This is a genomic window from Grimontia marina (assembly GCF_900060185.1).
GTDB classification, from domain to species: Bacteria; Pseudomonadota; Gammaproteobacteria; order Enterobacterales; family Vibrionaceae; genus Enterovibrio; species Enterovibrio marinus.
This window is the reverse complement of sequence record NZ_FIZY01000001.1, coordinates 107,673-129,391: the sequence shown is the minus strand read 5'-3', so window position 1 is coordinate 129,391 and position 21,719 is coordinate 107,673. Positions and strand designations below refer to the sequence as shown.

At 44.9% G+C, this 21,719-nt stretch carries 18 protein-coding genes; 2 read left to right on the top strand and 16 right to left on the bottom strand.

Features of this window, described 5'->3' with window-relative positions:
- Positions 1-6 precede the first annotated feature (6 nt).
- The 9 genes from GMA8713_RS00605 to GMA8713_RS00565 form a co-directional block, all read right to left on the bottom strand.
- Positions 7-1,803, bottom strand: a complete 1,797-nt coding sequence (locus GMA8713_RS00605; protein WP_062704720.1) for an ABC transporter ATP-binding protein — start codon at positions 1,801-1,803, stop codon at positions 7-9.
- Positions 1,796-2,713: a rhamnan synthesis F family protein gene (locus tag GMA8713_RS00600; protein WP_062704718.1), complete on the bottom strand. Its 918-nt coding sequence runs from the start codon at positions 2,711-2,713 to the stop codon at positions 1,796-1,798. Before GMA8713_RS00600 ends, GMA8713_RS00605 begins: the two co-directional genes overlap by 8 nt.
- Before the next feature lie 2 nt (positions 2,714-2,715).
- Positions 2,716-3,270: a dTDP-4-dehydrorhamnose 3,5-epimerase gene (gene rfbC, locus GMA8713_RS00595; RefSeq protein WP_062704716.1), complete on the bottom strand. Its 555-nt coding sequence runs from the start codon at positions 3,268-3,270 to the stop codon at positions 2,716-2,718.
- Positions 3,251-4,444, bottom strand: coding sequence for a rhamnosyltransferase WsaF family glycosyltransferase (locus tag GMA8713_RS00590; protein WP_062704714.1), 1,194 nt, complete (start codon positions 4,442-4,444; stop codon positions 3,251-3,253). The genes rfbC and GMA8713_RS00590 overlap by 20 nt, the downstream gene beginning before the upstream one ends.
- A 6-nt stretch (positions 4,445-4,450) precedes the next feature.
- Positions 4,451-5,305, bottom strand: a complete 855-nt coding sequence (gene rfbD / locus GMA8713_RS00585; protein ID WP_062704712.1) for a dTDP-4-dehydrorhamnose reductase — start codon at positions 5,303-5,305, stop codon at positions 4,451-4,453.
- Positions 5,306-5,329: 24 nt separating this feature from the next.
- Positions 5,330-6,199, bottom strand: a complete 870-nt coding sequence (rfbA, locus tag GMA8713_RS00580; RefSeq protein WP_062704710.1) for a glucose-1-phosphate thymidylyltransferase RfbA — start codon at positions 6,197-6,199, stop codon at positions 5,330-5,332.
- 94 nt (positions 6,200-6,293) lie between these two features.
- A complete protein-coding gene (rffG, locus tag GMA8713_RS00575; RefSeq protein ID WP_062705070.1) occupies positions 6,294-7,355 on the bottom strand; it encodes a dTDP-glucose 4,6-dehydratase in 1,062 nt (353 codons plus the stop codon).
- 86 nt (positions 7,356-7,441) lie between these two features.
- Entirely contained in the window at positions 7,442-7,939 is a 498-nt protein-coding gene (rfaH, locus tag GMA8713_RS00570) for a transcription/translation regulatory transformer protein RfaH (protein ID WP_062704708.1), read from the bottom strand.
- 224 nt (positions 7,940-8,163) lie between these two features.
- Positions 8,164-9,219: a response regulator gene (locus GMA8713_RS00565; protein ID WP_062704706.1), complete on the bottom strand. Its 1,056-nt coding sequence runs from the start codon at positions 9,217-9,219 to the stop codon at positions 8,164-8,166.
- Between the two features lie 299 nt (positions 9,220-9,518).
- Between GMA8713_RS00565 and GMA8713_RS00560 the strand changes: the two genes are divergently transcribed.
- Both GMA8713_RS00560 and GMA8713_RS00555 read left to right on the top strand, forming a co-directional pair.
- On the top strand, positions 9,519-10,409 hold the full coding sequence (locus GMA8713_RS00560; RefSeq protein WP_062704704.1) for a LysR family transcriptional regulator: 891 nt from the start codon (positions 9,519-9,521) through the stop codon (positions 10,407-10,409).
- Between the two features lie 182 nt (positions 10,410-10,591).
- Positions 10,592-11,191 carry a Yip1 family protein gene (locus GMA8713_RS00555; RefSeq protein WP_062704702.1) on the top strand — a complete coding sequence of 200 codons (600 nt, stop codon included), beginning with the start codon at positions 10,592-10,594 and terminating at the stop codon, positions 11,189-11,191.
- A gap of 95 nt (positions 11,192-11,286) precedes the next feature.
- Here GMA8713_RS00555 and purF read toward each other — a convergent pair whose 3' ends face one another.
- From purF to GMA8713_RS00520, 7 genes are all read right to left on the bottom strand, one after another.
- Positions 11,287-12,801: an amidophosphoribosyltransferase gene (purF, locus tag GMA8713_RS00550; protein ID WP_062704700.1), complete on the bottom strand. Its 1,515-nt coding sequence runs from the start codon at positions 12,799-12,801 to the stop codon at positions 11,287-11,289.
- A 77-nt stretch (positions 12,802-12,878) separates the two neighbouring features.
- On the bottom strand, positions 12,879-13,370 hold the full coding sequence (gene cvpA / locus GMA8713_RS00545) for a colicin V production protein (protein WP_062704698.1): 492 nt from the start codon (positions 13,368-13,370) through the stop codon (positions 12,879-12,881).
- A 63-nt stretch (positions 13,371-13,433) separates the two neighbouring features.
- Entirely contained in the window at positions 13,434-13,961 is a 528-nt protein-coding gene (locus GMA8713_RS00540) for an SPOR domain-containing protein (RefSeq protein ID WP_062704696.1), read from the bottom strand.
- A gap of 2 nt (positions 13,962-13,963) precedes the next feature.
- A complete protein-coding gene (gene folC, locus GMA8713_RS00535; protein WP_062704694.1) occupies positions 13,964-15,232 on the bottom strand; it encodes a bifunctional tetrahydrofolate synthase/dihydrofolate synthase in 1,269 nt (422 codons plus the stop codon).
- A gap of 97 nt (positions 15,233-15,329) precedes the next feature.
- The gene (accD, locus tag GMA8713_RS00530) at positions 15,330-16,259 is read right to left on the bottom strand and encodes an acetyl-CoA carboxylase, carboxyltransferase subunit beta (RefSeq protein ID WP_062704692.1); all 930 of its coding nucleotides are present in this window, start codon (positions 16,257-16,259) and stop codon (positions 15,330-15,332) included.
- Positions 16,260-16,498: 239 nt separating this feature from the next.
- Positions 16,499-17,293, bottom strand: a complete 795-nt coding sequence (gene truA, locus GMA8713_RS00525; protein WP_062704690.1) for a tRNA pseudouridine(38-40) synthase TruA — start codon at positions 17,291-17,293, stop codon at positions 16,499-16,501.
- A 154-nt stretch (positions 17,294-17,447) separates the two neighbouring features.
- Positions 17,448-21,701: a FimV/HubP family polar landmark protein gene (locus tag GMA8713_RS00520; protein WP_062704688.1), complete on the bottom strand. Its 4,254-nt coding sequence runs from the start codon at positions 21,699-21,701 to the stop codon at positions 17,448-17,450.
- Positions 21,702-21,719: the final 18 nt, after the last annotated feature.

Here is a 21,719-nt window from a genome sequence, read left to right as displayed (position 1 = left end):
TATAAATTAAAGTTTTGAAAGCGACACAAGATTCGCAAAGTTAACATTATTATCAACTAAAGACTCAAACGAGTCCGTGTCTTCAATTTCACCCCAATTAACCAGTATAATTCGATCAGAGCTTCTTATCGTCGACAAACGATGCGCAATCGCAATAATTGTTGTCTTACCTTTTAAATTACTAATCGCTTTTGATATTTCACTCTCACTTGCGACATCAAGTGCTGAAGTTGCCTCATCTAAAACAATAATTTCTGGTGAGGAATATAAAGCCCTTGCAATAGCGATTCTTTGCTTTTGTCCTCCAGATAACCTTTTACCGGATTCTCCAAGCTTAAAATTGAGCTTCTCAGGTTTTGAATCGAAAAACTCATAGAGACCAACCAGTTTCAGTACTTCATTCACACGATCTTCATCGATATCGGATGTTTGGTTTCCATAAGCAATGTTTTGTTTAACAGAAAGGTCTCCAATAAATGGATTCTGAGGCACATAGCCAATGCTATTTCTTAATGCTCTTACATCGCTCTCTGTTGCTTCTTTGCCATCGATGAGTAACTTACCCTGTCTTGGTTTAAGCAACCCCATCAAAATATCAACTATAGTGGTCTTACCCGAACCAGAATGGCCGACTACGCCCACAAACTCACCTTTTTTAATATCAACGTTGATATTTAATAATACATCTACATCGTTATATGCAAAGTATACGTTATTAAGTGAAATACTCTCTTTAAAAACCGATGACTGCTTATCACTTGTAACACATGTATCTTGCTGGGTTGAGATTTCACTAAACTCTCTAATGAGTACTTTTACGGACTCCATTGACGCACGAACTTGAGAATAGGATGTCAGTATACGGTTTATTACAGGGGTCAATCTGAAAGCGATAGCAACGAGAATAGCTAAACCTGCGAAGTGATTACCATCTCCACTATTGAAGTAAACTGAAGTACAAACCATGACGATTAACGCTAGAATTATAATTATCTCTGTCAAGTAGAGTGGGATATACTGTATTAAATTCGCAAGACGTTCGTTTTCAGTAACCCGGCGATTTGAATACCTAAACAAGTCAGAAAAAAAGGACTCGCGTAAGAACATCTTCGTTTCCTTAATAGCTTCGATTGATTGCTTTAAGTTCCCCAAGTTTTCTTCTTTTACCGCGACACTTTCTCTTGATATTCGTTCGTTGGCTTTTTTCAACATTTTTAGCTGTGCTGTTATAAGCACAAATATACAAACACTTGTAGCAATTGTTGCTTCAGGAAAGTTTGAAACCATGTACAAAATTAAGAAGACAGCTACGATACTGTAGGAAATAATAAAAAGCACTTGTAAAAGAAAACCATTTACTGCAGCTGAAACAGTAGATGTAAGAGTATTTATTATTGATGTTGACGCTTGCCTCAAATGATATCGATAATTTAGATTAAGATATGCTGTCATGAATTTCTCTGACAACTCATTTCGCCATCTGGTTACCAAACTGAACTGATAGTGCTGGAAAGCGAGCATATAAACATCTTTAAGTATAAAGCTTGCACCGCAGAGAAGGCCAATCACATAGATCAAAGATGATGGTGATGCCAATCCTAAGAGTTCGTACAATTTTGAAATAAGGTTACTATTCTCTAGTGTCGACACAGGATCTATGGCTACTTGAACAAATGGCAATATAAGCATAATACCAAACAGCTCAAGCAACCCTGAAATTATTGACCCCACAATAATCATTGAGAAATCAAATGTAAGCCTTTTATCAAAAAGCTTCATAAATCTTAATGTTAAATCAATCATTTCTTACTCGAGATAAGTGCTTACTTATTAATTCAATATTGTAATTTGATACTTTTTTTATCTCCGCTGGCCAATCGTCTAAATCAGGGACATTAGAGGGATTGTCTCTTAATAGCATGACCTTAACGAAGGGGTCGCCAGCATTAATCAACTCCTTCCAGGCGACAAACTTTATATTTGAGTTGTCAGCCAAAGAAAACTCTACTAATTTTGTATAGTAATTTCGTATAAGACTTACAACACCAATAATTTTTTTTCTAAATCCCTTCTCATCCAAAATATTTTTTTTTAGCAGCAATGCGACACGTCTAATTTTGTCTTTATATACCTTACTAGTATCTAACTGAGATACTATTTCTTTTGATTTAATAAGACTGTCCACCTTAAATCCATTAGAAATAAGGCAAGACGTTAGCCCTACTTCATACTTTTCTACGACGTCGAACTTACTTTCCTCATGCTTTATTCCTGTCATAAAGTTTACAAACACATCAGACGAGAATGCCGCCCGGTTAAATACAAGAAAATAGCTTTGTAGGTGATAGCTTATCTGAGAGCTATCTGTTATCCCCCAAACATCGACTCCACGAGTAGACATCTCGTTAAAAACATCTTCAAAAGAGCGAAGGGGTCCATAGCAGCTGTCATTGCACAGAATTAACTCATCAAAATCAAACATGTTTGATTGTGACGCTATGCCCTGACTCCAGCTCATGAAATCATATCCAACATTTTCCCTGACGATTATTTCATCAACAATACCATCTAAAATGTCAAGATTCTTGGGATTACTAACACTTACAAACACTACTTTGTCTACAAAGTTTTTCAGAGACTCTATGTAGGCATAAACATGATCATCTACTAAGTTATCTCGATCATAATGTGCAAAGACAGCTATTCTTTTCATTTTTAAAACTTAGGCTCAGATTTATAAGAAGATAAACATTGTTGTTGTTTATCTTTATCAGACACATTAGCGACAGATAGTTCTATCATCCAATCAATAGCAAGTTCAGTATCGTCAAATCTAATTCCACCTTCACTCGCTGAGTCATAATGCGCATCACAAAGATATACCACCTCAGCGATCTCAGAAAGCACAGAAAAGCCATGTGCAAAACCCGCAGGAATGAATAGCCCTTTCTTGTTTTCTTCTGAAAGTCGAATTGAGAAGTACTTTCCGTAAGAGGGCGACTCCACCCTCAAATCAACAACGACATCCAGAATTTCACCTCTAACAGCTCTTACAAACTTTGCTTGAGGATACTCTCCTCCTTGGTAATGGAGCCCTCGAACTGTGCCATAGCTAGATCTGGATTGGTTTTCCTGAACAACATCAAATTTAATTTCTGCGGTCTTAAATATTTTTTGATTATAACTTTCGAAAAAATAACCTCTACCATCATGAAAAATCTTAGGTTCAAACACATATAATCCAGGGAAATCAACTATAGTCTTTAGCATATGATTTATTCCTCAAAATATTAGAGATAGCTTTACCACATAGTTCCCAACTATATTGACTTATTACATTATAAGAGTTCACGATCTTATCCTCCGCACTTGAACGGTCAGTAAGAATATTGGGAAGTGATATTTCAATTTCGCTTGGAGAGGCTCCGACAAAGTATAAACAACCTTCGTCAAAAGACTTCTTCAGTTCTTCATTATGGTTTGATATCAAGCAGATACCTGATGAAATAATATCTAGTTGATGATAGGAGTAAGTAGGCGAGGTAATAAAACTAATTCCAAAGGAGCAAGATGAATATAACTCTCTGATCTTCATTTTATCCGAAATGTTACCATGAACTATAAACTGTTTATTCAAATCATACTTATTTTTAGATATAGTCTCTCCAACCAAGTGAAATATATAGTCATCACCAAGAAAGCTAGCTACATTTTTTAGGCTAACGATAATTGCTTCGAAACAGTTTCTTTGATGACTTGGCCTACAATACACAAGAACATTTGTTTTTCCACTAGGCCGTTCAATTTCCCTAAGAGATAGTAAAGATTCATCAATACCAGGGCGATAAACAAAACAATCTTTTCCTGATATTTCTTGATATATTTTCTGAATAGAAAATGAGTTAGATATTCCCGTAAAACCAAATGTATAGGTAGATTCTACTAAACTATAATGACTCCCCTTAGCATAGAAGCTTCTCTCATCATCCTGCAACAAGTAATACTTTCTTTTGCATTTATTATATTTCAGAAGAGAAAATGCTGTCGTCCAAAATGTACAAATACCAACACAAGCACTAGGTAAAGTTTTTGGGTTCCCGGACTGAACAACTTCATATTTAATCCCAGGATACATAGAATTAACGGCATCAATCTGTTGTTTATTTATGTTCTTTTCAAACACAAATATGTTATCAATCTCGAGTCTTACACTTAAATATTGAGCAAGCTTCAATATTGTAACAATTCCGCCCGCATTAATATTTGCTATTTGGGGAAGGAACCATATAACATTCCTTATATCACTACAACCAATATTTGAGTCTATTAGAACGAAGTTATCTTTTAATTCAGATTCGGTAAACTGGTAGTATCCAAAAACTTTAATCTTCCTACTTGGAATAAGTATTTCAGCAATTTTATGAATGTCAGATCTCGACAGCATACGGTGTTAACCTTTTGACTTTATATTCTCTAAACATTCGTTAAGAGCATCTCCATAGTGTCTAATCTGAATGGAGAACCTGTCTTTAACCTTCGTTTTACTTAAAACAGAGTAGTTTGGTCTTTTTGCTTTCGTAGGAAATTCGTGACTTAAGATTGGCTCAACTTTACAGTCTAAATTTAGACCTTTCATTATCTGACAAGCCAGGTCATACCAACTACACACACCATCATTACTAAAATGGAAAATTTCCTTCTCTCCCACTCGAAGTTCAGTCGCAATAACTAATAGTGCTTTCGCTAAATCCGGTGCGTATGTCGGCGAACCTATTTGGTCAATAACAACATTCACACTGCTTCGATTAGCCGCTATTCGTTCCATTGTACCGATAAAATCTCTTTTTTGTTCAGAAAAAAGCCAAGCAGTTCTCACGATCGCACACGATTCAGATAATTCTAGTATTGCTTTTTCGCCTTCTGCTTTTAATTGACCATATTTTGAAAGCCCGTTTGTTAGGTCTTCCTCTGTATATGGTGTATTTTTCTGTCCATCAAAGACATAATCCGTCGATATATGAATCAATTTAAAATTAAACAGCTTTGATGCTTCGGCTAAGTTCGAAGGCCCCGACACCGTTATTTCATATCCCCAATCGGGGTTTTCTTCAATAAACTCTGCATCTGCACCTGCTGCACAGTTAATCACTGATGTGAATTCATTATTGCTTTCAAAAAACTCCATAACATCGTTTTTACATGTAATATCTAGTTCTTCTTTTAAAACAAAAATAACATTTTTTCCGTTTGATAGCTTTCTGATTTCGTTAGCTAAAAGCCCATTAGCTCCGGTTACGAGTATCATAGTTCCCTCACATAATATTTATAATTATTCGTTAGTAATGAGACGCTGCAAATATCGACCATATTCGTTTTTACTCATTCCCTCAGCTAACCTCTCTAGTTGGGCGTCAATTAGCCATCCGTTACGCCACGCAATTTCTTCTAAACACGCCACTTTTAGTCCTTGAACATGTTCGATAGTCTGCACAAAAGAAGAGGCTTCGTGAAGGCTTTCATGCGTCCCTGTGTCCAGCCATGCAAATCCCCGTCCCAACAGTTCTACATTGAGTGAACCATCATTCAAATACATTTCATTTAGGGTAGTGATTTCTAGTTCACCCCGATCAGAAGGTTTAACGTCTTTGGCCAAGCTCACGACACGGTTATCATAGAAATACAAGCCCGTGACAGCATAGTTCGACTTCGGCTTCGATGGCTTTTCTTCAATTGAGACCGCACGCATTTGCTCATCAAATTCCACCACGCCAAAGCGCTCTGGGTCTTTCACCTGATAACCAAATACGGTTGCGCCTACCTCTCGGGAAGCCGCATTTCTTAAGGTTTTACTGAACGACTGCCCATAAAAAATGTTGTCACCCAACACCAAACACACACTATCATTACCAATGAATTCCTCACCAATGATAAAAGCTTGCGCCAGACCGTCTGGGCTTGGCTGCACAGCGTATTCCAGATGAATACCAAAGTCGCTACCATCGCCTAGCAGTCGCTTAAAGCTCTCGTTGTCTTCTGGGGTTGTGATGATGAAGATCTCTCGAATACCCGCCAACATCAGCGTCGACAATGGGTAGTAAATCATCGGTTTGTCGTAGATTGGAAGCAATTGCTTCGATACGCCTCGGGTGATTGGGTATAAACGCGTGCCTGAGCCGCCCGCCAGAATGATGCCTTTCATTGATTTGGCTCCTAGAGAAAAAGGTCCTAGGTCCTAGGTCCTAGGTAGGAACTAGAACGTAGAACCAAAAATAAGTGTGACGAGAACTTAATGCCTAGTTTGTACCAAGGCGCTCACGTGAATAAGAGCCGTCCAGTACTCGTGACCACCACGCTTTGTTGTCGAGATACCACATCGCGGTTTTACGAATGCCCGATTCGAACGTTTCTTCCGGTTTCCAACCTAACTCCCGTTCAATTTTTGAGGCATCAATAGCGTAGCGAACATCATGGCCTGGGCGGTCTTTTACGTAAGTGATGAGGTCTTGATACTGCACCACACCCTCTGGCTTAGTTGGTACCAGTTCTTCTAATAGCGCACAGATGGTCTTCACGACCTCGATATTGGCTTTTTCATTATGGCCACCAATGTTGTAGGTCTCACCTATCTCACCTTCGGTAGCCACTTTGTAAAGCGCACGTGCATGGTCTTCTACAAACAGCCAGTCACGGATTTGCATGCCATCCCCATAAACTGGAAGAGCTTTGCCATCTAGGGCATTCAAAATCATCAATGGGATAAGCTTTTCTGGAAAATGGTAAGGACCGTAGTTGTTTGAGCAGTTGGTCACGATGGTTGGCAAACCGTAAGTACGGAGCCACGCGCGAACCAAATGGTCACTTGAGGCTTTTGAGGCAGAGTAAGGACTTGATGGCTCGTACGATGTTTCTTCGGTGAACAAGTCTGTTGTGCCTTCAAGGTCACCGTACACTTCATCGGTAGAGATATGATGGAAACGGAACGCAGCTTTCTTGTCGTTATCCAGAGAGTTCCAATACTGACGTGCTGCTTCTAGCAAATTGTAAGTACCAATGATGTTGGTTTCAATAAAGGCAGCAGGTCCATCAATGGAACGGTCTACATGAGACTCTGCAGCTAAGTGCATCACAACGTCGGGTTGATGCAAAGAAAATATGCGATCTAGTTCTGAACGGTCGCAGATATCTACTTGCTCAAAGGCATAACGTTCGTTATTAGCAACCGAAGCCAAAGACTCTAAGTTGCCCGCATAAGTAAGTTTATCGACATTAACAACGCTATCTTTTGTATCTTCAATAATATGTCGAACGACAGCGGAACCAATGAAACCCGCCCCACCTGTAACTAAAATCTTCATTTCTGATTCCAACATTTGGTTTTCTCTACGCTACCGCCCTTAGGTGTCGTCCCCAAAGTACGCGATAGCATCTATGCTTGTTGCAACTACTTTTTACGAAGTGCCTTATTTTCTGTTGATACTTCAACCTGCCGGCTGATCAGGTTGATCAATAAAATCGAACGAAGTTCCCCATCCGCTTCTTTGTAGATAGCCTCTGCCCCTAAAAACTGACCTGCGAGCACTTCTAGTTGGTCACCGGGCTCGAAGACGTCGCCCAGTGCTTCACGCTGTTCATCGCTGTCTTCGTGAGACATTAGATCCGAGATGAGCTCTATAGGTACGATAGTTGGTATCGCGCCTTGTCGAACAAAGTCGACAACCCCACGTGTCGAACGTACTGTGGTGTAAGAGATTTTTTCAGCGTCAAAGGAAGCAAAAACGTAGTTGGGAAAGAGCGGCTCCAACTCGCTGGAACGCTTGCCTCTGCGGATTTTTTCTACAGTTACCTGTGGGTAGTAACAATCGACGCCTTGTCTTTTGAGGTGCTGCTCAGCGCGTTGTTGCTCGCTGCGTTTACAATAGAGCAGATACCATGGATTCATTTCTAGTCGTTCTCGCCGATTTACCGATTTATTGCTAGCCAATTTTGCATCATCTTTGCGACGCAACGCCTGAGTATATTAGGCTGGGCTTTGTGCAGCAAGCATACAGCCTTTAACTGCTCAAATAGTCTGCACTGCTTCATAGTTTGGAACGCAGAGGTTGATTTTTCATCACGAAAAAAAACCGCCTATCTGGGCGGTTTTTGGGGATTGTTTTGGTTTAATTATGCGCTCAGTCTCTGGATGTCTAAACTGAAGCTGGTGAGACCAATCTCGCTAAGCGATACCCGTACACTCCCTCCGGAAAGGTCGATGGTTTGAAAACGCGTACTCGATGCGTCAATACCTAACAAGTTATCGTTCTTCACAATCAATGCCTTACCAGAACCATCAACCACGGCGTTAAGGCCCGCTGACAGAACGTCCAGTTGGTCGTCTGCAGCGTTTAAAATGCCAAACATGGCCCGGATTGGGCTAGCATAGGTGGAGCGCTTTATGGCATGTTCAATTTGGTGGACAAGGTGAACAAAACCACGCTCGTCGGCATCTTGCGAACGGAGATACTCATTGAAAAAAGCACGGATCATCAGCGTTGTCGCCGTACCATTTTCTCCCGCAGAGGCACTGTCAACCATATAGAACGCCATCTGTCCGTCCATCATCCAGGTGTAATCAAGCACAACCGGGTTGGTGTCAGCAGATTGCAACGAATGATAGGACAGTCGCCAATCGCCTTGCTGGGAATCCTGTTCCGGCATCAAGCCTATTAATAGGTCTCTAGCATTACCGGGGTTGTCCAATAGATCTTCCAGATGCCATTTCAGTTCTTCAGTCAGCGGTTGATCGCCATTTTGTGAGACCTTGAACCATTGCTGCGAAAAATCCGCATCGCTGTTCACACCACCATCTGCATCTTCGAGTACAGAGATAATGGCAGATTTCACGATCATAATGTCTTCGATAGGCTTGATTAAAAAGTCTTTCACACCAAATCTCAGTGCCTGAGCAACATCTGACATGCCACCAGTACCTGAAATAACAATCACTGGAAGCATTGGGTATTCCATACTGACTTCTTCGACGAACTCTAGTCCGGTCATCACCGGCATAGAGAGGTCGCTAAGTAACAAGTCAGGAATACCTTCTCTCAGTGCTTTTAATCCATCTAGTCCATTCCCGGCTTCTCTTACTACGCACCCTTCCTTACGAAGAAAACTACCAATGATGCGGCTGAACACGGGATCATCTTCAACAATGAGAACTTCTTTTCCTTCCAACACAATATGTTCTCCTGTTTTCTCTTGCCTTGCTGGTATCTAATACGGGCGCTTTGCTATTACTAGGATAGTTTGAAAATCAGCACGAGGTTATCACTAGCCTGTATTAGACGACTCGAAAGTGGTTAACTTTCTGTATCCTGAAAAGAAAATAATTTGGATATTTTCTATCTTTCAGTACCGTCACACCACCTTTAGAGTCCCACATATTGACATGAGACAACGAAAAATGACCCAGTTTAATTTGAAATAGCTAAAACAGTACTTTTTTGTTGAAGACCATCGCAAGACAGTGAAATCCTATGAAATTAGATGATTTAAATCTTTTCCGACTGATCGTCGAGAATGGAAGCTACACATCGGCATCAAAAAAGACGGGAATCCCTATTGCTACCCTAACCCGAAGAATTCAGGTGCTAGAAGAAGATCTGAAGATCAAACTCTTGCATCGTGATGCCAGAAAACTGTCACTGACGGAAGCCGGACAAAGTTTTTATGACCGGTGCTCGCCTTTATTGGAGCAATTGGTGGAAGCGACTGAAAACCTGTCTGAATATTGCCAGGGCACTTCCGGTACGATCCGGCTTGCTGCTCCTTCTAATATTGCGATGAAGCTATTGCAGCCCATGTTCAGCGCCTTTCTCGTCGCTTACCCAGACATTAGGATTGATCTGTCACTCTATAATGATGCCTCACCTTCCCTCTTGGATGATAAACATGCTTTTATCAAAATAGGGCCGCAACGCGACTCTTCGATGATCGCCAGAAAGCTTCACACGGTCAGAGATATTCTTGTTGCAAGCTCTAGTTACCTTTCAACAAATGCACCGCTTACGGACGCCTGCGATCTGGAGAAACATCATCTTTTGAAAGGTTGGCCGCTCATGAGATGGCAGCTTTCCAACGATAAGGACCAATATATCTGTGTCTCTCAGCAAGGACGATTTGAGGCAACAGAGCTCAGTGTAGTAAGGGCTGCGGCAAAAGATGGGTTGGGTATCGCACTGATCCCCGATGTTTTGGTGCAAAGAGACATTCAAGAAGGTGAACTCGCCCAGATTTTGCCAGGCTGGACCACTGAACCTCGTGATATCTTCCTGATGTACCATGACAAAACACACCACCCGGCAAAGCTGCGTGCATTCATCGACTTTTCTCTCTCATATTTTCACTCAGAAAACATTGAAGAGTGAAGCTGATCACCAAGTGTCCCAGATTCGATAAGTGATTAAAAAACCACCATACTTTTGGTGGTTAAAACTTGCGAATGACGTCCCTCAGCACCTAATGTTATTAGTATGTAACAAAGCGATCGATCACGTATCGCTGTTGCGTATAAAACATTGCTGGTTACCGCTACAGGAAGGAGCGACCTATGATTTTGGGACATTTGCTCGGCCTTTATACCCATCCGAAAGAAGAATGGAAAAATATTGATGATCTCCACGAAGGGACGGCAAACAGTATGGGACACGCCGCCATTATGGCGCTCATCCCACCTATCTGCGCATATTATTCCAGTGTGCATATTGGCTGGCAAATCGGCGTCGGTGATCCGATTTTCCTCACTCAACAAAGTGCGATCATTATCGCCTGCGCGATGTATTTTGCACTCATCACGGGCGTGATGGCTCTTGCCTATCTCACCCTCTGGATGAGTCGAACGTTTGGTTCCACTCCAACATATACTCAAGCCCTGGAGCTTGCGGCTTATACGGCAACACCGATATTTATGGTAGGTCTGGCTGCTCTCTACCCCATAGTTTGGTTTGTCATGTTAGTAGGTCTGGCTGGTATCGCCTACTCAGTGTATTTGCTTTACACAGGGGTACCGATAATTATGCATATCCCAGAAGAGCGGGGATTTATCTATGCAAGTTCAGTGGTAACGTGCGGTTTGGTGCTTTTGGTTGCGATCCTTGCCAGCACAGTCATCATGTGGAATGTCGGCTTCGGTCCTATGTTTGTCCAATGATTAAATTTGTGCAGTAATTTAAGACTAAAACTAATAAACGCGGCTTGATAGCCGCGTTTATTGTTGGAATAGCTAACCATCAAAGGAGCCAAAACTTAGCTCTCGTTGTAGATTTCGAGGTTAGCCAATTCTTGCTGCTGTTCACGGACCGCTTTAGAGTCGTCGTTACGGAGACTTTCCAGATAATCCAGATATTCCTGATTGATATCGCTAGTGACATACTCGCCACTGAACACCGAGCTTTCAAAGCGTTTCACATCAGGGTTACCGTCGCGCACCGCTTCTTCCAAATCGCTCAGGTCTTGAAAAATCAGGCCATCAGCACCAATAATTTGGCAGATTTCATCGACTTCGCGACCGTGTGCAATCAGTTCGTTCGCGCTCGGCATGTCGATACCGTAAACATTCGGGAAGCGGATCTCTGGTGCAGCTGACGCCATGTATACACGCTTCGCGCCGGCTTCTCTTGCCATTTCGATGATTTGTTCAGATGTGGTGCCGCGAACAATCGAGTCATCCACCAGCAGTACAGATTTGTCTTTAAACTCTGAGCGAATAGCATTGAGTTTACGACGTACTGACTTACGACGTTGCTGTTGGCCCGGCATGATAAAGGTACGGCCAACATAACGGTTTTTCACGAATCCCTGGCGATATGGCTTCTCAAGTACCTGAGCGATTTCCAATGCAATATCACAGGAGGTTTCAGGAATCGGGATAACCACGTCAATATCCAAGTCTTCCCATTCACGACGGATTTTAGCACCGAGCTTTTGCCCCATGTTGATGCGTGCGCCGTAGACTGAAATCTTGTCGATGAATGAATCCGGACGCGCAAAGTAAACGAACTCAAAGATACAAGGAGACAATGCAGGGTTGTCAGCACATTGGCGGGTAAACAGACGACCGTCGAAGGTAATATAGATGGCTTCGCCCGGCGCTATATCACGCACAAAGTCAAAACCAACTGCATCCAGTGCCACAGACTCTGAAGCCACCATATACTCTTCACGACCATTGACTGTGCGCTTGCCCATGCAAAGCGGGCGAATACCGTGTGGGTCACGGAAGGCAACCAGACCATGGCCAATAATCATTGCAACTACGGCGTAGCCACCGGTCACTTGCGAGTGAAGCTCACGAACTGCCTTGAACACATCTTCTTCTGTCAGTTCTTGAGACGCCACTTTGTCGATTTGGTGGGCAAGGACATTAAGAAGGACTTCTGAGTCAGAGGTGGTGTTGAGGTGGCGTCGGTCTTGAGCAAAAAGTGATTCACGAAGCTGATTGGCATTGGTTAGGTTACCGTTGTGAGCCAATGTGATGCCGTAAGGTGAGTTCACATAAAATGGTTGCGCTTCGGAAGCGCTGGAGCTACCCGCAGTTGGGTAACGGGCGTGGCCAATACCCACGGTTCCCTGCAGTCTTTGCATGTGCTTAAGTTGGAAAACATCTTTGACCAAGCCGTTCGCTTTTCTCAGGCGGAAGCGGTTATCGTCAATGGTGACAATCCCTGCCGCATCCTGACCTCGGTGCTGAAGTACTGTCAACGCATCGTAAATTGACTGATTAACCGGGGTCTCGCCCACGATCCCAACAATCCCACACATGTATGCTGTTCCTTGTAACGCGAAATTGAGCCCAGGGAACTTGTGGATTTGCCCGCGAACCTTGCCGCGGGAAAACCTTAGATCACCTTAGGCAGAAAGCTGGAGCTTTGCTCCAAATAATCGAAAAACCATTCAATCACTACCCCAAATTTAGGGATTAACTGCGATTGTTTCCACTCTGGAGAACTGGCAAGGCTGGTGAATGCATCGAGGAAAAACAGTAGTGCAGCGACAATCAGCACGCCACGAATACCCCCAAAAACAATCCCTAACACGCGATCTGTACCTGAAAGGCCAGTTTTTTGTACTAACTGTCCAATCACGTAGTTAACAACCGCACCAACAATCAGAGTGGCAATAAACAGCGCCGCTATTGCTGCGCCGTTTCGAATCATTTCGTCATGAATATTTGTAAAGTAAGCTGCCAGTTGCGGGTAAAAATCACTTGCGACAAAGAAGGCACCAAACCAAATCACCAGCGACAAGGCTTCTTTAACAAAACCGCGGACCAAGCTAATCAGAGCAGAAAAGCTGATCACGCCAATAATGATGTAATCTATCCAATTCATCTTTTAATCATCTGAGCGATTCGCGCGCATTTTAACAGAAAAAATGACGACGCAAACGTTTTCTTATGGGTTGAGTGGGTTAAATCTAAGCAGTTGACCTTTCAAGCCCGTCAAAGACTCTAAATCCGCAGTCATCGACTCTAACTTTTCTTTCGAGACATCAGGACCTACTTCAACACGCGCTAATTCACCTTCTTTGATATCACGTGGCATAAGTTGCGCTGCATACCCTTTACTCCGAAGTGTTGCTACTAGATTATGCGCATTTTCAATGTTACGAAACGTACCTAGACGAATAATCCATGCCGAGTCGGTATAGTTTTCTTTGGGCGCTGAAGCGACATTCGGTGCCGCCGGCGCGTCTATGGTGACGACGACAGGCTCTTCTGGCGGCATAAAGCTTTCAACTTCTTCGGGTGCCATGACAGGCTCGGTCAGCAAGGATTCATCCACTTCCTCGCGCAAAGGGATGGCTTGATAGCTTTCTTCATAATGTGCCTTTTCACCGTCAAACACATCGGGGAGGAAAATAACGCCTAGAGAGACAAGGATGAGCGTCCCGACCAATCGGTTTTGAAACTGGGTTGCCACGATTACTCCTGTTTTTGGAGGTGGTCGGCGATCTCACCGACTGTATGGAAAGAACCGAATACGATAAGGATATCCCCTTGCCAGTCGAGAGCAGCTCTCGCTTTGTCAAAAGCCAGTGCTGGTGTTGCGAAGCCTTGGACACCCTCTGGTAAGTATTCAGCGACCTGTTCCCAGCTCGCAGCGCGGGGACCAGTAAGTGAAGCTGGGTACCAATGGTCAATGACGGACTTCATTTCTTCGATGGTGGCGGCAATATCCTTATCATGGAGCATAGCAACGACAGCATGCACGCAGGCGTTGGATGCCTCTTTCAATTCCCGAATTTGTTTCGCCAGATACGCAGCTGAATGTGGGTTGTGGGCAACATCCATCAAAATCAAAGGTGAATCAGAAACGCGCTCCATGCGTCCAGCCAGTTTTACTGACTTCAGACCATCAACGATGTGCTCGTCAGTGACTTCAAGCTCAGAAAGCCCTAATGCCATGAGTGCCGTTGCTGCATTCGGAAGTGGTAAGTTGGGAATCGGCAAATCACGCAAATCAAACGCGCCGCATTGCCAATGCCAGACATCACCTTCTTTTTCATAGTCAAATTGATACCCTACTTGATGCAGGTTCGCGCCAATATCATCAGCATGGGCAGCAACACTGGCTGGCGGTTCAGGTTGACCGCAAACCGCAGGTTTTCCGGCTCTGAAAATACCGGCTTTCTCGAAGCCAATCACTTCAATGTCATCACCGAGCCAATCGACATGATCGATAGCCAAGCTAGTGATCACTGATACATCATGATCAACAACGTTTGTGGCATCCAAGCGGCCGCCTAAGCCAACCTCTAGTACGACCACATCAACTTGGTTATCAAGAAACAACCAAAGTGCTGCCAACGTGCCGAATTCAAAGAAACTCAGGCTGGTATCACCACGCAGTGCTTCGATCGCGGCAAACGCTTCTGAATGCCTTTCATCATCCAACTCCAAGCCATTGATTCGAACACGCTCGTTATAACGCACCAGATGTGGGGAGCTGTATACGCCAACTTTGTAGCCAGCGTTGAGAAGAATGGTTTCAATAATGGCACAGGTGGAGCCTTTGCCATTGGTACCGGCTACCGTGATGACTGTCGGCGCTGGCTTGGTTAGGTTTCTGTTACTGGCAACCAGTGAAGCGCGGTCCAAACCTAAATCAATTGCGCTGGTGTGAAGAGATTCCAGATACTGCAACCATGCAGATAGCGGTGAATGAGCACCGGGCTTAATGAGTTCTGACATTTGTTATCTATTCAAATTTCCGATACTTTAATCATATCAGCTAAAAGACAAAGAGCGCCATAAGGCGCTCTTTCGATGTGAGATTTGCTAGGCGAAGTTACTCTTTATCTTCTTCCACTGGCTCAGCTTCAATTACTTCACCTTCCAGCGGTTTGTCGACGGACACAACCAATGGAGATTCTTGGTTGGTCATTTTCGCCAGCATACCACCGATGCGCTGACGCATTTCGCGGCGATCAACAATCATGTCAATCGCACCGTGCTCCAACAGAAACTCGCTGCGCTGAAAACCTTCTGGCAGTTTCTCTCGCACGGTTTGTTCAATAACACGTTGGCCAGCAAAACCGATCAAAGCTTTTGGCTCACCGATGTTTACGTCACCCAGCATCGCAAAGCTTGCGGTGACACCACCGAAGGTTGGGTCAGTCAATACAGAAACAAAAGGCAGGCCTTTTGCTGACAGGCGCTCCAGCGCTGCACTGGTTTTCGCCATTTGCATGAGCGACATCAGCGCTTCTTGCATACGTGCACCGCCACTTGCAGAGAAACAAACCAAACCACAGTTATTTTCGATGGCTGCGTCTACCGCTTTCACGAAGCGCGCGCCAACAACCGCACCCATTGAGCCGCCCATAAAAGCAAATTCAAAAGAGGCCGCAACTACTGGCATACCCAGTAGTTCACCTTTCATGACGATAAGTGCATCTTTCTCGCCACTCGACTTCTGCGCTGCAGAGATACGATCTTTGTACTTTTTCGAGTCACGGAACTTGAGCAGATCTTTCGGCTCCAACTCATCACCGATTTCTACACGGTTACCTTCATCAAGGAAGGTTTCCAGGCGCTTGCGCGCGCTCATACGCATGTGATGGTCACATTTCGGACACACGTGCAGGTTACGCTCAAGTTCTGCGTGGTACAGCACCTGTTCGCAAGACGAACATTTGGTCCAGACGCCTTCTGGGATAGAAGCCTTACGTGAAGAACCGATATTGCTTTTTGTCAGAATTTTTTCAAGCCAGCTCATGAACGACCTTTTATATTGGAGCACTCGCCGCTTACATCATTACCATGCACTGTTTCGCTCACCATGAACGCGGTCTGTGCAGAGATGGGCAAGTGGCCTTGATATCTACGAATTCAACAGAGAATTAAAACACAACTTGTTAAGACTTTGGACAAAAAACTGGTACTACCTATTGTTAGTCCCACTTATCTCTACTTTGTTTTGTGACAAAGAGGCGATTTTAGGTACCTCTTTCATGATTAAAGCTGTTCGTCTGGTAGAAACAAAGGGCCTATCGGCGAGGATGGCAATTCATATTCCGTCGGATAATCCACTTCAACCAGATACAATCCTTCTGCCTTTGCTGTCGCTGCTGCCAGGTTGCGGTCTTTAATTTCCAGCAACCACTTCAGCCACTCTGGCTTTTGCTCTTTGCGGCCGACAGCAATCAAGCTGCCAGTGATGTTTCTCACCATGTGGTGAACAAATGCATTGGCCTTGATATCAATGATCACGAAACGTCCCTGACGAGTCACATTTATATGGTGAACATTTCGCCATGGGCTATTTGACTGACACTGAGCTGCGCGAAAAGACGTGAAATCATTCTCACCCAATAAGCATTGGGCCGCTTCATGCATCAGCTTTTCGTCCAATTCACCATGATAGTGGCTCACACCGTGACGGAGAATACCCGGACGCAAAACGTTATTGTAGATAATGTATCGATAACGACGTGCCGTTGCGGTAAAGCGGGCATGGAACTCATCCGGCACCTCTTTCGCCCAACGCACTGCGATTGTGTCAGGTAGGTGTGTGTTGACGCCCATGGTCCATGCTCGTAGTGGCCTTGAGCCTTCAACATCGAAATGAACTACCTGACCTGTGCCATGAACGCCAGCATCTGTGCGACCGGCGCACTGCACTTCAATAGGCTGATTGGCGATTTTGGACAGGGCTTTTTCAAGATGTTCCTGAACGCTTGGCACTTCACGCTGGCGTTGCCAGCCATAAAATTTCGCACCGTCGTATTCCACACCCAGGGCAATTCTCATCGTGTTTTCTCTGTCTTACAGGTTATCTAAGGCGGCGCATTATATAACCTGCTTTCTTCATAAGCCAATCAGCCAATAATTCCTCTAAGTTGAGTTAGCTACCTTTTAACAACATAAAAAAGGCGGGATACCCCGCCTTTTTGGGATCTGTTGGTTAATTAAGCTTCTCAATCATCAATCTGGCTTCATCCTTGAGGTTCGTATCGCCGCTTTGCATTACCTTTTCAAGAAGTTGAATGGCACCGTCAACATCATTCATCTCAAGATAAGCTTTCGCCAAATCCATATTGGTCGCGGCTTCACCACTGCTATCAACATCAGCAGGTTGAATGTCGCTCAGCACGTCTGGAAAATCTTCTAGCCCAACATCCAGATCTATTTTCAACGAGTCAGGGTCTTCCTGGGGCACACCGTCATCTTTCATCAGCTCATCAATACTGATGTAGTCTTCACTCGGCGCGGTCTCTTCAACCAGCTCGCTTTCAACATCATCCAGCAATCCATCCAAGTCACCTTCAAGGTCCATGGACTTGATCTCATCACCCAGAACCTCTGGTTGCTCAGACCAATCTTCGCTTTCAAGCTCCGGCTCCGGCGCTTGCTCCGCGCTCCAAACGTCACTTTCATCCTCAGGGATGTCGAGCTCTTCGGTTTCAAAGTCCCCCAGCCCTGAGTGTTCTTCTTCCAGTTCTTCTGAAAGCAGTGCTTCCATGTTCAAGCCTGCAACCTGATGCTCATCGTCATCGAGTTGCGCTAGCTCATCCAATTCAGCGGCTCGATAAGGCGCTTGCGAAACCGGCGCGGAAGGTTGCGTGAAGCCCTCTTCTTTCGATTGTGGTAGGAATTCTTCCAGCTCTCGTTGTTCATCTAACGCGGCAGACAGTGCATCGTCTTCGTCAAACTCACCCAGTTCATCAAGTCCGATAGGCTCAACTTTCGGGAAAGCCAGTGTATTAGGCTCCGTCGCCGTGAAGGCATGAACCTCTTCCTCGGTTTCTTGTTCCGGCTGAGGTGTATTCAGCGATTCTTCTTGAAGCGCTTCCTCTTCGGCGACGTCACTTTCAACGGACTCAGCTGCGTCTTCCTGGGAGGGAGGAAGTTCGACTTCATATTCCTGCGCTGCATCTTCTTCGGTATATTCGGGGAGATTTTCCAAATCCAGTGGCACGGTATCATCGTCATCAGGCAACACTTCACTGATTGCTTCTGATTCACCTTCACTGTCTGCTAATGCTGCCTCTTCGTCATACTCAGGCAAAGAAGACAGATCGAGCGGCGCTTCATCTTCCGCCTCGAACGCGTCTTCGGCTTCTTGCTCGACGGAGACATCTAATGGTTCTTCTGATTCCGATTCTAACGCTTGAGGCTCTTCAACTTCGTTTTCTGCTTCCGGGCTTTCTGAGATTGAGGATTCAACGTCACTATCTTCAATATCTCGCTCTTCTGAAGCCAGTTCATCAACAGTAAGCTCTTCAGTGATAGCTTCGGCTGTATCTGGCGTCTCATCAAAGGCTACCAGCTCATCCTGTGTCTCGGCTGTCTCTTCTGACGCTTCTGGCTCAATGTCTGGTTGCTCTAGCTCAGTTTGGACAGAGTCAGCTTGCTCTGAATCAAGCTCTTCAGACTCAGTTGAAGACGCATCTTCATCTAGCAGACTATCGAGAAGATCCAAGTCTTCGGCTGTCGCCTCAGGCTCTTCAATCGGCGCTTCATCCAGTGCGGTTTCTTCCGTATCGCTCTCAATATCTTCTTCAGTCTGCTCGTCCTGCTCAAGCACATCATCCAGTAGTTCCAGCTCTGATTCAGAGGCTTCAGGTTCAGGTTCAGCCTCAACAGGCGTATCGTCCACCAGCTCATCCAGCTCAGTCTCTGAACTGCCGTTGTTCAGTGCGTCATCAACCTCAGTAAGATCCTCAACACCCGACTCTTCAGCCTCTGTGTGCTCTTCAGTCTCTGCCACTTCTGGCTCAGGAATCTCCAACTCATCAGAGACTTCTTCCGGCGCATCATCTGAATCGTCACCCAATACCTCACCAGTGATCTCCGGTGTTGTCTCGGCATCAATATCCAGCACACTATCGATGTCCAATTCATTATCAATGTCGACGTCGAGATCAGGGTCTTTATCGATATCAAGCTCGCTATCAACACCAAGATCATCACCAAGCAGATCGTCATCCGGGACTTCATCCAGTAATGCACTTTCATCTTCGAGTGCATCACCGTCGTCAATCAGCTCATCGAGCAAAACATCGGTTTCTCCGAGGTCGACTTCTTCCTGATCTTCTGTTTCACCAAGAACATCGCCCAGCAAATCATCGTCATCAATGGCTTCGTCAAGTAATGCCGTTTCATCAAGCGGGTCTTCGTCATCTTCGCTGACAAACTCGTCCAGCAAGGCGTCTGTTTCAGACAGATCCGCGTCGAGTTCTGGCTCGAGCGATAAATCATCGGTATCGTCTTTTTCTTCTGATGCGACAGTATTGCCATCTTCATCGATGAGATCATCACCAAGCATTTCATCAAGCAGTGCATCAGGGTCTGCGATATCGTCCTCTTCCACGACATCATTACTGATAAGATCTAGGTCATCGTCTTCGCCGAGTGGCTCATCCAGCATTGCCGTATTGTCTTCAGCGCTTGGCTCTGGCTCAGCAGCTGAGCCGATAAGGTCATCGATGTCATCATCAGACAGGTCGATATCCTGAGACAAGTCAACTTCAGGCTCACCATCCAGCACGTTATCGAACAAGGCTTCATTGGTTTCAAGGGCTTCTTCTGAAGCGTCTTCCTCTGCTGACGCTTCAGGCGCTGGTTCGGCTTCTGCAGTGGCTACTTCGTCGCCTTCACTTGACTGTTCTGCGGCCAGTAAAGCATCAATATCATCGACTTCTTCATCACCGCCGCTGAGCGATTGCTCCCACATTGCGGCGAGCGCTTCATCAGGGCTGAGTTCTGCTTCTTCAGGCTGTGAGGACATCTCATCGAGCGCACGTTCCATATCTTCCAAACCGATCGCGTCATCGGTGTTCGCTTCGACATCGGTACTGGTATCAAAGTCATCATCCAAACCAACATCCAAGTTCGATGTCAGATCAGTATCGGCATCGATGTCCAGGTCGCCTTCTTCAGGTTCTTCTGAAAGCTCAAGAGTATCGGACAGGTTGATATCATCAAGATCATCACCCATGTCGTCGCCAAAGAGTTCGTCGGTATCAATATCATCGGTAACTTCAAGTTCTTCATCTTCCAGAACAAGTTCGTCAGTACCGTCATCAACATCGACCATCGCCGCTGGCATATCTGGGGCTGCGCCATCCAGACCTTCCGGCTCTTCAACGTCAACATCTTCGTCTTTGCGGCGACGCATGATGAAGAAGGCTGCGGCACCAATTACTAGCAACGCTGGAATAATTGCCATAGTCCCCAGCATCAATGGGCTTGCCATCACGGATTCAAAGAACGACGGTTCTTTCATTTCCACCTTAGCCTGACGCATACGCTGAACTTCGAGGAACTCACGAATTTCTTCTGTTAGTTCTTCATCAGCTGACATCTGGTCTTTCATGGCAGCCAGCTCATTTTGTACTTCGGCCAGACGGATTTTCAGAATGTGGTTACTTTCAACTAGTTTGCCCATTTGCAGGTCAGATTCGTTGATTTGGTTCTGAACCGCAGACATGTTTGGTTTGGTCGGCGCGCCTGACATGTCACCCTTAGGTTCCATTACCTCCTTCTCTTTCATAGCCGCGTTCTCAGCCATGGCTTCCGGTTCACCGGCTTCCATTTCTGGCTTCGTTTTTTCGACCATTGCAGGTTCAGGTTTTGGCTCAGGCTTAGGTGTTGTTTTTGGTGTGGTCACTGCCGGCGTAGTGACTTGCTGACTTAATGGCTGATTAGCCACGCGTTTTGCGTCTTTACGCGCCTCATCAATTTGCAGGCGGCTCGCAACATCACCAGTACTCTCACGACGAATCTCAGTGAGTGTTGGCATCAACAAGGTACTGCCAGGAATCAAACCGTGGATATTGGCATCTTCAAACGAACCTGGATTCAGGCGAAAAATTGCACCAATGGTCTGATAGACAGTCACTGAGTTGTTCGGCTGATAGCGCGACGCGATAGACCAAAGTGTGTCAGAGTCACGGGTTGGCCCAACAGTCTGGCGTCGGTTCACAGAGGAAAGCGGCGCTTGATTTTGTTGAGTCAGAGGCTCAGTGGCACTGGACGGAGGAGACTCTTCTACCGGGCCAAGAATGCGAATAGCAGACTGCGCAGAGAACGGAATACCGAGGCTCAGCAATAGAGACGAGACGACAAGCGTTTTGCCGATACGACCACGTGATAAGTATGAAAAAAGAGTTCGCTTCATCGCGTTATAAAAATCTGGGTCAGACACTGCCCGCATTCCCCTATGGCAGAATAA